The following is a 14,457-nucleotide window of genomic DNA, read 5'->3' as shown; positions in this document are numbered from 1 at the left end:
CCCGGCGCGCTCAGTCCATCACGAGGCGGAGCTCGTGCACGGTGTCGTACCTCTGGCCGGTGGCCAGCCGCACCTCTCCGCTCTTCTGGCCGTACACGATCGACCACTGCGTGTGGCCCTGCCGGACGTCGGCGAGCAGATCCATCGCCTGGTCGTCCGATGCCTTGCCGCCGCTGCTCTCCAGGGCCTCGCTCAGCGTCCGGTAGCGCTGATCGGCCCGGCGACTCTCCTCCGTGGACGTCGCCAGGGTGAAGTTCGTCATGGCCTGCCACGGGCCCTCGCCGCGCCGTACCACCATCTCACCGCCGGAGAACTCGACGACCGCCGACCGCCCCTGCGCGTCGGCGAACATGTAGTGCAGCGGCGGGCTGTCGCTGAAGTCGACGTTGTACCGGCTGAAGACGGCGATCGCCTCGTCCACGGTCTCCGCCTGGTCGAGCACGAGGCGCTGGACGCGCACGCTGCCGACGGTGCGCCGCTTGGCGTCGAAGGTCGGCTTCGCGTCGGGCACGGTGGCCATGCCCACGACCAACCCCCTGGAATTCATCCCGTCGAACGGCAGCAACGGAGCCTGGAGGAGCGCCTTCCTCCCGGCGTCGGTGGTGAAGCCGGCGTCCGACCTCAGCCCGAGGTACGACACGTCCACCATGGAGACCGAGGCGTAGCCGTCCGGCGGCGAGGTGAACAGCAGCAGCGCGGGCTGGTGGTCGAAGTCGAAGTTCCGGCCGAACACCGGGTCGGCCGGGTCGCCGTGCGCGGCGAACAACGAGCATCCGAAGGCGCTCTGCGTCAGCGCGGGCGCGATCGTCGCCAACCGGTCGTACCCGCCCCTGTAGGTCATGGTCCACAGCGGGTGGTCGTCGACCTTACGGAGGCTCGCCAGCGTGGCGGCCTGATCGCGGGACAGGGGCCCCCGGCCGGTCGCGAACGTGGACGGGGGGCGGGCCGCGTCGCCGGTGAGGGACGGCGTGACCTGACCGGCCGGGGACGCCGCCGGCACGGCTCCGGTCCCGCAACCGGCGAGCGCCGCGGCGAGCAGGAGCACGCCCGCGCCCCTGAAGGCGGTCCTGACGACTGTCCCGGCGGCGGCCTTGGGTGCGGTCCCGGATGCGGTCCTGGAGGCTTTGCCCATGCCGCCATGATGTCCCGCCGCGGCCCCGTCCGATCAGCGTTCTGACCGGTTTTCCGGTGAATTCAGCCGATCGGCCGGGAGTCCCGGCGCTCGCGGCCGTCACCGGAGCGCGCAGGACGCCGGAACGTCAGGCGGCGGGCATCAGCCGCAGGCAGAGCAGGGCGACCACGGCCAGCGAGAGCGCGGGAGCGAGGATCTTCTGCTCGAACGCCTTCCCGGTCTTGAACCCGATCTTGTACGGCAGCACCCATCGCCCCTTGATCGGCCACAACACCGGACAGCCGTGCTCGGTCATGCAGTCGCCGAAGACGTGCGTCAGGCAGCCGACGCCGATCGCGACCCCGAGCCAGGCGTACTGGACCCCCAGCAGGTAGAAGGTCGTGAAGACGCCCGCGGTGAGGAAGACGTTGACCGCCGCGGACGTGAGCGTCTTCCCCGGCACGCCGATGCCGATCGCGCGCAGCGCCAGACCGACCATGAGGACCACGACGACGTCGCGCCCGATCGGGTAGGCGTCGGCCAGGAAGTGCACGCCGAGGCCCATCGCGATGGCGAACAGCAGCGAGTGGGTGGCGTGCCGGTGGCCGCCGCTGATGAAGTTGACGCCCCTGCTCAGCCAGTAGGTGACCGGCCCGAAGGTCTGGGCGATCGTGGCACTGGGATGGTCGAGGTCCGGCAGCATGGCGGCGCCCGCGCAGACCAGAGCTCCGGCGATCAACTCGGTCGGGCTGAGCACGTTGGCGGTCACGGGGGCGAGCTCCGGCGCGATGACGGCCGGGAGCGCGGCCAGCCCGGGCGCGACCCCGAGCCACACGACCGCTCCGCTCAACGAGTGCGAGTGTCCCATCATGTCCAGATCACGCCTGGCAATGCTACGGGAAAGGGACGACAAAATCGATCTTTACCCTGGTGGCGCGTTCCAGCGCGAAACGGATGTGACAGCAGGCGCCTCCGGGAGCGGAGTCACCGGGGCGGCGCCCCTCCGGAGCCGTGGGATCGACGCCTACGAGCCCTGGGCGACCCCGTCAGGAGGGGAGAAAACGAAGACGGGATCGTTCCGCTCCAAGAGCACCCCCCAGCCCTCTCAGAGCAGAACAATCCCGTCTATTGGTCGCAACGCTTCGGTGTCGAGCCGTGTTCCCGGGAATTGCGGCGAATTCTTGTGATCTAGGTCACGACCCCGATGACCTGGCCAGTTCCGCCGTGGTGACGGTTCTCAGGAACGGGATCGGGAGCATCGCCACCGTCACTGCGAACAGCGCGAAAGCCGCCCGGAGTCCGAAGATCTCCGCGAGCAGCCCGCCGAGGGCCGCGCCCAGTGGGAGCGTTCCCCACCCAAGTAGTCGGGCCGCCGCGCCGTACCTCCCGAGGAGGCGGTCGGGCACGAGCGCCTGCGCGATCGTGCGGGCGTTGACCGTCCAGAGCGTCCCGCCCATGCCCCCGGCGAAGGCCGCGGCCGCCACCGCCCAGGCAGCCGGGAAGACCGCGGGCACACCCATCATGAGGAACGTTCCGACGAGGTCGGCGAAGAGCGCCCACCGGACGCCCAGCAGGCGGTTGATCACCGAGACCAGTCCCGCGCCGGCCAGCCCGCCCAGCCCGATCCCGCTGATCAGGAACCCGTACTCGGCGGCGTCCGCCTCCAGCACCGAGGCGGCGTAGGACGGCAGCAGCGCCAGCCACGCGCTCCAGGACGCGGCGAGCACCGCGATCGTCAACGTGAGAGTGCGCAGCAGGCGGTGCCGCCACACGAAGACGAGCCCTTCCCGGATCTCAGCGATCACACCGCCGACGCCGGACGCCGCATCGCCCCCTTCCCCGTCACGGCCCGCTTCCCTGGTACGGCCCGGCGAGGCGGGGGCGGGGCGGAACCGGCCCACCAGCATGGCGACGAGCACGGCGCCGACCGCGAACGCCACCGCCGCGGAGCCCAGCGCGACCGCCGCGCCCAGGCCCACGAGGAGCCCGCCCACCGCGGGACCGCAGAACTCGTTGGCCAGCGTCTCGGCCCCGGCGATCCACGCGTTGGTCCGTGCCCGCCGCTCCGCCGGTACGGCCGCGGGGACCAGGGCGCCGCTCGCCGTGTTGGCGACGACCTCGGTGAACCCGACCGCGAGCCCGACCGCGTAAAGGACGGGGAGCGAGCACGCGTCGGCCGCGACGGCGACGAGCAGGCCCGCGACGGCCGCCAGCCGGACGAGGTCGGCCACGATGACGAGCCTGCGCCGGTCCGCGCGGTCGGCGAGCACGCCCACCGGAAGCGAGACGAGCAGCCACGGAAGCGTGAGCGTGAGCCCGACCAGGGCGACCTGCCCCGGCGAGCCGCCCAGCCCAACGGCGAGCAGCGGCAGCACGATCTTCAGGACCCCGTCCGCCAGGTTCGTCATCGCCGTGAACGCGACGAGCACGACCTCGTTCCTGCGCGCCCGGGCGAATTCGCCGGGCCCGGCGACCGACCCCGCCGCTCCACGTCCCGTCTCTCCGGGTCTGGCCTTCCCGGGTCCGATCGCCTCCGCGCCGGCAGGCGCCGCGCTCTCGACGTCGGCGAAAGCGGCTCGCACGCCATCCTCACTCATTAACACCACCAAAAGCATTTAGGTGGTGTCAGCATAGCGCCCCCGGCCGGTCCGGCGAATCCGGACCGGCCTGCGACGTGCAAGGACGGCGAAACCGCACATAAGGGGTTGCTCACGTAATGTTCTCGATATATCGTCGAAGCATCGAAGAACAATCGAACACACGAGGAGAACCATCATGAATCCGGCGTATGCCATGGGCGAGCCGTGGGCCCGTCCGCACCACCACTTCCACAGAGGGATGCGGCACGCGGTTCGCGAGGCGATGCTCAGGGGTGCCGCGGCCTGGAACTCCGGGCACCGCGAGGGCATGCCGCACGGCGGCCCCGGCGCACACGGCGCGCACAGCGAGGGCGGCCCGCACGAGCACCGGCACCGCGGGGGTCCGTGGGGGCGCGGTCCCTGGGGCGGCGGTTTCGGTCCCGGAGGCCCGTTCGGCGGGCCCGGCTTCCCGTTCGGCGGACGCGGTTTCGGCCGGGGGCGCAAGGCCAAGCGGGGCGACGTCCGCGCCGCGATCCTCGCTCTGCTCGCCGAGGAGCCGCGCAACGGCTACCAGATCATCCAGGAGATCGCCCAGCGCAGCCAGGGCGGCTGGAAGCCCAGTCCTGGCGCGGTCTACCCGGCGCTCCAGCAGCTCACCGACGAGGGCCTGGTCCGCGCCGACGAGACGGAGGGCCGCAAGACGTTCCGGCTGACCGAGGCCGGCCTGTCCTACATCGCCGAGCATCAGGACGAGGTCCGCGCTCCCTGGGAGGAGATGACCCCGGACATCGGTGACAACGTGCACGAGCTGCTCGACCTGTCCCGCCAGGCCGCCTCGGCCTTGTTCCAGATCGCACAGACCGGCAGCGAGGGCCAGGTCAGGCAGGCCAGGCAGGTGCTGGCCGAGACCCGCCGCAAGCTCTACCACATCCTGGCCGACGGCGACCCCGACGAGGAGTGACCCGAGATGGCCTCCCCCAGGACCACACCGCAGGTTTCCCCGTTCGGAGAGGTCAGGTGATCGACATGGCGCCGTCCGAGCGACCGCCGACGCCGCGCGACGGGCTCCGCGTCGGAGACCGCGAGCGCGACGAGGTGACGGCGGCCCTGCACGACGCGTTCGTCCAGGGCCGCATCACCCGCGAGGAACTGGACGAGCGGCTCGGCGCGACCCTCGCCGCCCGGACCGAGGGCGATCTCCGCCAGGTGACCGCCGACCTTCCCGGTGCGCACGGCTTCACCGGCCCGCCGGCCGGCGGGTACGGCTTCCCCGCCCCGTGGGCCGGCGGCCGTGGACCGGGTCTCGGGCCGTGGAGCCACCGCGCGGCGGAGGCGCGGCGGCGCGGGGGCTACCCGCGGCGGCGCGGGGGCCCGCCGCCCACCGCCCTCCTCGTCCTGTCGGCCCTGGTCGCCGTGTCCCTCGTGTCCGGCGCGATGTGGCCGCTGTTCGCCGCGTTCAAGCTGTTCTTCTTCGCCTGGATGGCGATGGCCCTGCTGGGGCTGGTCCACCACCGCCGGTTCCACCGGCGTCCCCGGCACGGCGGCCGGATCGGGCCCTGACCGGCGACATCGCGTCCCCGCGAAATCCCATCGGGTTCACGCCCCGCACGCGGGAGGTCCGGCGTCCCCCCACCGGCCGGACTTCCCTCATGGGCCCCTCACGGGCCACCGGATTCCCCAGCGGTCCGCTGCTCCCTGTTCGCCGCTCGCTGCCCGCGGGTGGACCGGTCGCCGAGTTGTGTCGCGCGGCAGGGAACGCGCAGAACATCGTGCTCCCCTCCGATGGCCTTGCCATGACACGTTCCAGGGGATGCACGGATATGTGGGGAACTTGGCTGAAAGAGGTGGTCCCATGGAGGTCTTTCCCGACATCCCGCTGAGCGCCTGGTCCGACAGCAAGGCCACGGTCCACCGGTTCGCGCAGATCGTCGGCAAGATACGCCTGGCCGAGGGCGTCCGCCGCAACCACTGGTGGAACGTCCCCTTCCACCTGACCGGGCGGGGCATCACCACGCGCCCGATGGGCGGCGTGGGAGACACCCCCGTGTTCGCCATCGACTTCGACTTCGTCGACCACAGGCTCGTGGTGAACGTGATCGACGGCCGTACCGCCTCGTTCTCGATGCCCGGCCGTTCCGTGGCGTCCTTCTACCGGGAGTTGTTCCGCATCTTCGACCTGCTCGGCGTCGACGTGTCCATCCGGGCGACGCCCTTCGACCTCGACGACGACATCCCCTTCGCCGAGGACACCGTCCACCGGGCCTACGACACCGCCATGGTCACCCGCTACTGGCAGGTCCTCAGCCAGGTCGCCCAGGTGCTCGAACGCTTCGCGGCGGACTTCTCCGGCAAGATCAGCCCGGTCCACCATTTCTGGCACACCTTCGACATCGCGGTCACCCTGTTCTCCGACAAGAAGGTGGACCAGGGACCGGAGGTGGACTCGGTCACCCGCGAGGCCTACTCCAGGGAAGTGATCAGCGCGGGATTCTGGTTCGGCGACCCCAACCTGCCCGAGCCGGCCTTCTACTCCTACACCGCGCCGGAACCGCCGGGCCTCGAACAGGAGCCTCTCCGACCGCCGGAGGCCCGCTGGACGCCACTGCGGGGCAGCCACCTGGCGATCCTGCCCTACGCGGACGCCCGCGTGGCCGCCGACCCGCGCGGGACCGCGCTCGACTTCCTGCGCAGCGCGTACGAGGCGGGAGCGCGCCGGGCGGGGTGGGACGTCGGCGCCGCCTACTGCCCCGGGGGCGTCACCGACCCGGTCGCGCTGCGGAACCTCCCTACAGGCGGCGTGCGCTGAAAGAGCGGCGCCCGGCGGAGTGCCGACGCCCGCGCGGTGCCGACGAGAATCCGCCCGGAAGGTCAGGAGGAACGGCTTAGCAGGCGCATCTGGGCCGCGATGCCGTCCAGGCTCCAGTGCGCGTTGAGCCCGCTGGGGTTCGGCAGCACCCACACCTCGCTGCCCGCGATCTCCTCGTCCTGGCGTCCGATCTCCGCCTTCTTCCGCCCGAAGCCGAGACGGTACGCCGACACCCCGGCCACGGCCACGACCCGCGGGCCGGTCTCCGCGACCAGACGTGAGAGCCGTAGGGCGCCCTGCCGCAGTTCCTCCGCCGAAAGCTCGTCCGCGCGGGCGGTCGCGCGGGACGCCAGGTTGGTGATGCCGAGGCCGTAGCCGGGAAGCAGGTGCTGCTCGGACGGCACGAGCCTGCGGGGCACGAGGCCGGACAGGTGGAGTGCGGGCCAGAACCGGTTCCCCGGCCGGGCGAAGTGGTGGCCCGTCGCGGCCGAGTAGAGGCTCGGGTTGATGCCGCAGAAGAGCACGTCGAGACCGGGCCCGAGCACGTCGTCGATCGTGGTGTGCCGCGCGGCGTCGAGATCGGCGCGGGTCGGCGGCATGGCGGGAGGCACCCTCCGATGCTAACCGCGTTCCAGTCGCCCCCGCAGGGGTAGAGGACGGCCACAAGATCGTCGGGCCGTCAGGGGGACGGATGAGGGCAATGCCGGTTTCCGGCACACGGGGGACTCTGAAGCGGGTCGTCTTCATCGCGGCGGCCGCCGCCGTCGGCGGCTTCCTCTTCGGCTACGACAGCGCGGTGATCAACGGTGCCGTCACCGGTATCCAGAAGCGGTTCGCCGTCGGGAACGTCGAGATCGGCGCGACCGTGTCCTCGGCGCTGCTCGGGTCCGCCCTCGGCGCCTGGTTCGCCGGATCACTCGCCGACCGCCTGGGGAGGCTGCCGGTCATGCGGATCGCGGCCGGCCTGTTCGCGATCAGCTCCATCGGCTCGGGTCTGGCGTTCGCCATCTACGATCTGGCGGCCTGGCGGGTCCTCGGCGGCATCGCCATCGGCATGGCCTCGGTGATCGGTCCCGCGTACATCGCCGAGGTGGCTCCCGCCGCCTACCGGGGCAGGCTGGGCTCGTTCCAGCAGCTCGCGATCGTCCTGGGCATCGCGGTGTCCCAGCTCGTCAACTACGTGCTCGCGGAGGTGGCGGGCGGCGACGTCCGAGGCGTGCTGGCCGGTCTCGAGGCGTGGCGGTGGATGCTCATCGCGTGCGTCGTGCCCGCGGGCGTCTACCTGACCCTGGCGCTGCTGATCCCGGAGTCCCCCCGGTTCCTCATCGCCGCACGCCGCCTGGACGAGGCGCGTACGGTCCTGGCCCGGGTCGAGGGCGAGACGGTGGACCTCGACCGCCGAGTCGCCGACATCGAGTCGGTGCTCCGGAGCGAGCTTCGGCCCCGCCTCTCCGACCTTCGCGGCCACCGGCTGGGTCTGGCGCCGATCGTCTGGGCCGGGATCGTCCTTTCGATGTTCCAGCAGTTCGTCGGCATCAATGTGATCTTCTACTACTCGTCCGCGCTGTGGCAGTCGGTCGGCATCAGCCAGAGCGGCTCGCTGCTGATCAGCTTCTCCAGCTCGGTCATCAACATCGTCGGCACGCTCATCGCGATCGCCCTGGTGGACCGGATCGGGCGCAGGCCGCTCCTCATCACCGGCTCCATCGGCATGGCGCTGTCGCTCGCCACCGCCTCATGGGCGTTCAGCTCGGCGGTGAAGGTCGGCGCGACCGTCACGCTGCCCGGCGACAGGGGCGCGATCGCGCTGGTCGCGGCGAACCTCTTCGTCCTGTTCTTCGCGCTGTCCTGGGGCGTGGTGGTGTGGGTGCTCCTCGGCGAGATGTTCCCGAACCGCGTCCGCGCCGCCGCGCTGTCGGTGGCCGCCGCCGCCCAGTGGCTGGCCAACTGGCTGGTCACGGTGACGTTCCCCAGCCTGTCCGCCTGGAACCTGCCGGTCACCTATCTGATCTACGCGTTCTTCGCCGCGCTGTCCGCGGTGTTCGTGGTCCGCTGCATCCGCGAGACGAAGGGCCGCGCGCTGGAGGAGATGGGCTGACCGAGCCGGACCCGCACCACGAGATCGTGTACGGCCGCGCCGGCCGTTGCGGCGTCGGGAAGCTCCGACGTCTCCCTCGCCTCCTCCAGCGACGCGGTGAGCGCCCGCACGTCGTGCGCGAGCCGTACGGGATCGGGACCGTCGCCGGGCAGCGGGCCGTGCTCGGCCGAGCGCTTGGCCTCAACCAGATCCGGCAGGTACGGCGGCCCCTCGGGGAACAGGCGGGTCAGGTCGGCGACGAGCTCGCCGGAGCGCATGAGACGCAGCCCGGTCAGCAGCACCCGGAACGTGTACAGCAGGGGCTTGAGCTCACCGGTCCGCTCGAAGAGCCCCCACTGGGTCCGGGCGAAGCCGAGGTAGTGATGGGCGTGGTGCCGGGTCAGGCACGCCGGGGCCAGTGCCACCAGCTCCTCGTGGACCGCGGACGACGCCACCACGAGCGGGGACAGGAGCTGCTCCATCACATAGCCGTTCCTGGTCAGCAGCAGGCGGCAGAACTTCACCAGATCATGCGTGACGAGATCGACCTCGACGCCGTCCCGCTCCCATGACCTGCTGATCGTCTCCTCGCCGGTACGCAGGCCGACGACCTCCTCGATGGGGAGCGCGTGCGTTCCGCGCAGGTCCACATCCGAATCCCGCGAGGGGAACCCGTACAGGTGGGCGCCGCTGATCGTCGCGAACAGCAGGGGGTAGGGCTCCTCGGCGCAGACGTCCGCGAGCCAGGCGGGCGGGATCACGGTCACAGGGCACTCCTACGCACATCGACCAGGAACTCCTCGACCGTGGCCCGGTCGGGCTCCGCGGGCAGCACGCCGGACCGGCCGGACCCGGGCCCGCCTGATGTCCCGCCTCCGTACGCGGCGCGGGCCGGGTCGGCGACGAGGCCGGCGAGCAGGTCGTCACGCCAGCGCACGATCTCCGGCCACGGGACCTCGCCGCCGCGCACGGCGAGCAGCCGCTCCCGGTGCTCCGCCATGTCCACCAGCGGCTCGCCCTCGCGCATCAGGTGACGGCCGCTGATCAGCAGCCTGATCATGTGCATCACCTGCTTCCATTTCGGCCTTTCCGGAGTAATCCGCCGGAACTGGGTGTCGGCGTACCGGATGAAGCTCCTCTCGGCCCGGACCGAGAGGAACGCCTTCCTGATCGCCAGCAACCGTGCGCCGGTCTCGGTGACGTGCTCGACGTGCGGCGACCAGAGGCACTCCAGGACGGTGGGGTTCGCCTCCAGGGCGAGCGCGCAGAACCGCTCGACCTCCCAGGAGAACTCCTCCGGCCGCGGACCCTCCACGTGGGTCGGCGGCTTGTCCAGGCGCCAGAACATCGGCGTGGGTGCCACGAAGACGCCCCGCCGGTCCACGTCGCTGGCGGGGGTGGCCAGGCCGTACGCCCGTGACCCGATGACCACGGAAAGGATCAGGTGCCGGGGCACCAGACCGTCCGCCCCCGCACCGTCCGCCCCGGCGCCGTCGTCCCCGCGCTCGCCCGGCATCCCGGCTCCCCCGAGCTCTGGCCCGCCGATCCGCTCCGGGGTCACAACCGCGGATCCACGGGCTCGGACTCCAGCGCGAGCACGGCGAAGACCGGCTCGTGGACGCGCCACAGCGGCTCGCCCTCGGCGAGACGGGTGAGCGCCTCCAGGCCGAGCGCGTGCTCCCGCAGCGCCAGCGAACGTTTCCTGCCGAGGAACCGGCGCCGCAGCACGTCCAGAGATTCGGTGTAGTCCGGCCCGTAGATGATCCGGAGGTACTCGCGCCCGCGCACCTTGACTCCCGGCTGGACCCGGCCCGTCGTGTGGTCCACCGGCTTCACCACCATGCCCTCGCCGCCGGCCTCGGTCAGCTCCGACCACCACCGGATCGCTTTCGCCCGCTCCTCCTCGGAGTCCAGCGAAACGAACACGTGCCTGGTCGGCGCGAGCAGGGACACGCCGGGCTCCGGCTTCAGCCGGGACAGCAGGTCAAGGTGCCAGGAGTGCGGCTCGTTCACGGCCGTCGCCCGCCCCTCGCACGCGAGGATCTGGAACGGCGCGAGCCGTACGCCGTCGAGGCCGGACACCGGCCAGCAGTACCGCGCGTACGCGTCACGGAAGCGGGCGGCGTTGTCCTGGCGGCGGCGGGTGCGCTCCAGCAGGTCGCCCACGTCGAGACCGCGCGCGGCGGCCGAGGAGAGCACCGCGACCGCGTCGGGCAGCGCGGCCCGTGCCGCCGCCCCGACCGAGGCGTACTGGCCGCGGATCAGGGCCTCCGCCTTCGCCGACCAGGGCAGCAGCTCGCAGTCGAGCACCACCCAGTCCGAGACCAGCTCGTCCCAGAGCGGGCGCACCTCCGCGCGCAGCCGGTCGATCAGCTCACCCATGCGATGGTCGCCGAAGAACGGCCGGCCGGTGCGGGTGTAGACAGCGCCCGCGCTCCCGTCGGTGACGCCGAACCGCTTGGCCGCCACCTCCGGGGTCCGGGCCAGTACGGCTATCGCCCGCGACCCCATGTGCTTCTCCTCGCACACGACGCGGGTGACACCCGCCCTGGCGAACTCGTCGAACGCCTCCGCGGGGTGCTCGAGGAAACCGTCGAGCGTGGACGTCTCCGGCGGCGCCATGGTCGGCGGGAGGTAGACCAGCCAGTGGGGGTCCACCGCGAACCGGCTCATGATCTCCAGAGCGGCGGCGGCGTTCTCCTCTCTGATCTTGATCCGGCCGCCGAACCTCGTGTCCACGTAGCGGGTGCCGCTCACGTCTCCGATCCGCAGCGCGGCCGGGTCCCGGCCCACCGGTGCCCCGATCGGCCGGACCGACTCGTACCAGACCCGCTCCGCCGGTACGGAGACCAGCTCACGCTCGGGGTAGCGCAGGGCGGTCAGGCTGCCCCCGAAGACGGCCCCGGTGTCCAGGCAGATCGTGTTGTTGATCCACTCCGGCTCCGGGACGGGCGTGTGACCGTAGACCACCATCGCCCGGCCCCGGTACTCCTCGGCCCACGGGTAGCGGACGGGCAGGCCGTACTCGTCGGTCTCCCCCGTCGTGTCGCCGTACAGCGCGAACGCGCGCACGCGGCCGCTGGCGCGCCCGTGGTAGGCCTCCTTGAGCCCCGCGTGCGCGACCACGAGCCGTCCCCCGTCCAGCCGGTAGTGGCTGATGAGGCCGTCCATGAACGCCCTGGCCTCCCGCTGGAACTCCTCCGGCTCGGCGGCGAGCTGCTCCAGGGACTCCTTGAGACCGTGCGCGACCCTGACCTTGCGCCCGCCGAGCGCGCGGACGAGCTTCTGCTCGTGGTTCCCGGACACACACAGGGCGGTTCCGGCCGCGACCATGCCCATGACGAGGCGCAGCACGCCCGGGGTGTCGGGCCCGCGGTCGACGAGGTCGCCGACGAACACCGCGATACGCCCCTCGGGATGCACGGCGCCCGCGGCGGTGACCTCCCAGCCGAGGGAGCGCAGCAGCGTCTCCAGCTCCGAGCGGCACCCGTGCACGTCGCCGATGATGTCGAACGGGCCGGTCAGCTCGGTCTTGTCGGTCCACGACTTCTCGTAGGTGACGACGGCCTCATCGATCTCGTCCCCGCGCAGCACGTGGACCCGGCGGAAGCCGTCCCTGGACATCCGGCTGAGCGAGCGCCGCAGGTCCTTGCTCTGCCGCGTGATCACCCGTGGCCCGAAGTCCCGGTCCGGCCGTACGGCGTTGCGCGCGACGGCCACCTTCTCGGCGACGTCGAGCACGACGGCGTCGGCCAGTACGTCGTGGCTCTTGGCCAGCTCGACCAGCTTCTTGCGCGCGTCCCACTGCACGTTCGTGGCGTCCACGACCGTGAGGAGGCCGCGCCGCAGGCGGGTGCCGACGATGTAGTGCAGCACGTCGAACGCGTCGGGCGTGGCCGACTGGTCGTTCTCGTCGTCCGAGACCAGGCCCCGGCAGAAGTCCGAGGAGATCACCTGGGTGGGCGCGAAATGCCGGGCGGCGAAGGTCGACTTCCCGCTCCCGGAGACGCCGACGAGCACCACCAGCCCGGTCTCGGGGACCTTGACCTCAACCATCGCCCTCGCTCCTCTCCCCCGTCACAACGGCCGTGGCGCCCTCTGTGACGTCCCTCGCGGCGTTCTCTGTGGCGTTCTCTGTGACGTTCTCTGTGGCTGTGGCGTCCTTCACGGAGTCCGCCGTCGCGTCCGCCTTCACGCTGAACACCGCCATCTGGGTGGGCGGCCCGACCTCCGGGTCGTCCTCACCCACCGGCCTGAACTCGACGTGGTACCCGTACCGGCCCGCCACCGCCGAGGCCCAGGAGGCGAACTCGGCCCTGGTCCACTCGAACCGGTGGTCCGGGTGGCGCATCGCCCGGCCCCCGCCATGGGCGCCGTCCAGGAAGTCGTAGCGCACGTTGTATTCCGCGTTGGGCGTGGTCACGACGACGTGCGCGGGCTTCGCCGTACCGAAGACGACCCGCTCCAGAGCGGGCAGCCGGGGTGGATCGACATGCTCGATCACCTCCATGAGGACGGCGGCGTCGTACCCGGCGAACCGTGGGTCGGCGTAGGTCAGCGCGCCCTGGAACAGCTCGAGGCGGGCCCGTTTCGCGTCCGGCATCCGGTCGAGCTTGAGCTTGCGCGCGGCGATGGCGAGCGCCTGCGTGGACACGTCGGTACCCGCGATCCTGGCGAACACCGGCCGGGCCAGCAGCGCCGACACCAACTGGCCGGAGCCACACCCGAGGTCGATCACCGTACGCGCCCCGAGTTCCTCCAGGGCGGCGACGACGGCCTCTCTCCGCAGCACGTTCAAGGGGACTCGAACGTCCCCGGATTCGGACGCGGCCCCATCAGCGGGCGCGCCGGCGGCCCCGCCGGCGGCCACGGCCGCGAACGTGGCGGACGCGGAGACGGGTTCGTGCGCGGACGCGGGCGCGGGCTCCGGTTCGGGACCAGACGCGGGAGCGGACTCCGCGAGCTCTCCCGCCTCCCCACCGGCCCCGCCGTCGGGCGTGAGCTCCTCGTCCAGAGGGGGCTCCAGGGCCTCCTCGACATCGTCACCGAGCTCGGCCAGCCGGGCGAAGGCGGTGCGCTCCAGTGCCCTGCGGCGGCCGAGGTACCGCCGGGTGATCAGCCCCTTCTCCGGATGCACGGCCAGCCAGCCCCCACCCGCACGGACGAGCTTGTCCACCTCGTCGCCCGCCAGCCAGTAGTGCTTGGCGTCGTCGAGCACCGGAAGCAGCACGTACAGGTGGTTGAGCGCGTCGGCCAGCCGCACCTCGCCGCGCAGCGACAGCCGTACGTACCGGGACTCGCCCCACTCGGGGAATCCCTCGTCGAGGGGGATGGCGGTCGCCTCCACCTCCCAGCCGAGCGGCTCGAACAGCCGGCGGGCGAGAGCGGCGCCGCCACGGCACGGCAGCGCGGGAAGGCAGATCTCCAGCGGCATCGGGTGCGCCGCGAGTTCGGGGCGCGCGTTGCAGCGCCCCGTCCTGGCCGTACGGAAGACGTCTCCGAGCGCCACCGCGAGCAGCGACGACGCCGCGTACGGACGGTCGTTGACGTACTGTCCCAGGCTGAAGTCCGGCGAGGTCTTCCCGCGCGAGCGCACGAGCCGGACCGGGTCCACCTCCAGCAAAAGCGCGGCCGTGCACCGCCGCTCCGTGGCCTCCGGATAGAAGACGCGGGCCGTGCCGAACGACTGGCCGAACTCCTGCACCCGTTCGGGATGCTTGTGCAGCAGGAAGCCGAGATCGGTCGCCGGGCCGGACGTCACGGAGGAAACGGTCGAGATCGTGAGAAGCACGGATTAAGCATTCCGTACCTTCTCTTTGTCTTTCCACCCGATTCCTCATGATCCGTGACGTCCGCGCCCGGAGGACCGGAGGTCGCGGCGGGG

12 protein-coding genes are annotated in these 14,457 nt (G+C 71.7%); 4 read left to right on the top strand and 8 right to left on the bottom strand.

Annotated elements, in window-relative coordinates; all coding sequences use genetic code 11:
• Nucleotides 1–10: 10 nt before the first annotated feature.
• The 3 genes from AB0I59_RS05010 to AB0I59_RS05000 all read right to left on the bottom strand — a co-directional run bounded on the left by AB0I59_RS05010 (nucleotide 11) and on the right by AB0I59_RS05000 (nucleotide 3,693).
• Nucleotides 11–1,132, bottom strand: coding sequence for a carcinine hydrolase/isopenicillin-N N-acyltransferase family protein (locus tag AB0I59_RS05010; RefSeq protein ID WP_358130179.1), 1,122 nt, complete (start codon nucleotides 1,130–1,132; stop codon nucleotides 11–13).
• 127 nt (nucleotides 1,133–1,259) lie between these two features.
• Nucleotides 1,260–1,979, bottom strand: coding sequence for a metal-dependent hydrolase (locus tag AB0I59_RS05005; protein ID WP_358130605.1), 720 nt, complete (start codon nucleotides 1,977–1,979; stop codon nucleotides 1,260–1,262).
• A gap of 325 nt (nucleotides 1,980–2,304) precedes the next feature.
• Nucleotides 2,305–3,693 (bottom strand): MFS transporter, encoded by a 1,389-nt coding sequence (locus AB0I59_RS05000; protein ID WP_358130175.1) that lies wholly within the window; start codon nucleotides 3,691–3,693, stop codon nucleotides 2,305–2,307.
• 193 nt (nucleotides 3,694–3,886) lie between these two features.
• Here AB0I59_RS05000 and AB0I59_RS04995 point away from each other — a divergent pair, with 193 nt between their 5' ends.
• The 3 genes from AB0I59_RS04995 to AB0I59_RS04985 all read left to right on the top strand — a co-directional run bounded on the left by AB0I59_RS04995 (nucleotide 3,887) and on the right by AB0I59_RS04985 (nucleotide 6,496).
• Nucleotides 3,887–4,651 (top strand): PadR family transcriptional regulator, encoded by a 765-nt coding sequence (locus tag AB0I59_RS04995; protein WP_358130172.1) that lies wholly within the window; start codon nucleotides 3,887–3,889, stop codon nucleotides 4,649–4,651.
• A 65-nt stretch (nucleotides 4,652–4,716) separates the two neighbouring features.
• Nucleotides 4,717–5,250, top strand: coding sequence for a DUF1707 SHOCT-like domain-containing protein (locus AB0I59_RS04990; RefSeq protein WP_358130603.1), 534 nt, complete (start codon nucleotides 4,717–4,719; stop codon nucleotides 5,248–5,250).
• A 292-nt stretch (nucleotides 5,251–5,542) separates the two neighbouring features.
• The gene (locus AB0I59_RS04985; protein ID WP_061255333.1) at nucleotides 5,543–6,496 is read left to right on the top strand and encodes a DUF5996 family protein; all 954 of its coding nucleotides are present in this window, start codon (nucleotides 5,543–5,545) and stop codon (nucleotides 6,494–6,496) included.
• A 62-nt stretch (nucleotides 6,497–6,558) separates the two neighbouring features.
• Here the strand turns inward: AB0I59_RS04985 and mug are convergent, their stop codons facing one another.
• Entirely contained in the window at nucleotides 6,559–7,095 is a 537-nt protein-coding gene (gene mug / locus AB0I59_RS04980) for a G/U mismatch-specific DNA glycosylase (RefSeq protein ID WP_061255332.1), read from the bottom strand.
• A gap of 101 nt (nucleotides 7,096–7,196) precedes the next feature.
• Between mug and AB0I59_RS04975 the strand changes: the two genes are divergently transcribed.
• Entirely contained in the window at nucleotides 7,197–8,594 is a 1,398-nt protein-coding gene (locus AB0I59_RS04975; RefSeq protein WP_358130169.1) for a sugar porter family MFS transporter, read from the top strand.
• On the opposite strand, the gene AB0I59_RS04970 is transcribed toward AB0I59_RS04975, so the two are convergent.
• Genes AB0I59_RS04970 through AB0I59_RS04955 form a run of 4 tightly spaced genes read right to left on the bottom strand, consistent with a single transcriptional unit; the run spans nucleotide 8,507 to nucleotide 14,364 of the window.
• A complete protein-coding gene (locus tag AB0I59_RS04970; RefSeq protein WP_358130166.1) occupies nucleotides 8,507–9,340 on the bottom strand; it encodes a nucleotidyltransferase domain-containing protein in 834 nt (277 codons plus the stop codon). The two genes, AB0I59_RS04975 and AB0I59_RS04970, sit on opposite strands and share 88 nt — an antisense overlap.
• Nucleotides 9,337–10,134, bottom strand: coding sequence for a nucleotidyltransferase domain-containing protein (locus AB0I59_RS04965; protein ID WP_358130163.1), 798 nt, complete (start codon nucleotides 10,132–10,134; stop codon nucleotides 9,337–9,339). The genes AB0I59_RS04970 and AB0I59_RS04965 overlap by 4 nt, the downstream gene beginning before the upstream one ends.
• The gene (locus AB0I59_RS04960; protein ID WP_061255330.1) at nucleotides 10,131–12,629 is read right to left on the bottom strand and encodes a polynucleotide kinase-phosphatase; all 2,499 of its coding nucleotides are present in this window, start codon (nucleotides 12,627–12,629) and stop codon (nucleotides 10,131–10,133) included. Before AB0I59_RS04960 ends, AB0I59_RS04965 begins: the two co-directional genes overlap by 4 nt.
• Complete coding sequence (locus AB0I59_RS04955) at nucleotides 12,622–14,364, bottom strand: 3' terminal RNA ribose 2'-O-methyltransferase Hen1 (RefSeq protein WP_358130160.1); 1,743 nt, start codon at nucleotides 14,362–14,364, stop codon at nucleotides 12,622–12,624. Before AB0I59_RS04955 ends, AB0I59_RS04960 begins: the two co-directional genes overlap by 8 nt.
• Between the last annotated feature and the right edge of the window lie 93 nt (nucleotides 14,365–14,457).

This window comes from Microtetraspora glauca, assembly GCF_040656155.1.
GTDB classification, from domain to species: Bacteria; Actinomycetota; Actinomycetes; order Streptosporangiales; family Streptosporangiaceae; genus Microtetraspora; species Microtetraspora glauca.
Note: the sequence above shows the minus strand (reverse complement) of the source record. Positions and strands in the feature narration are given on the sequence as shown.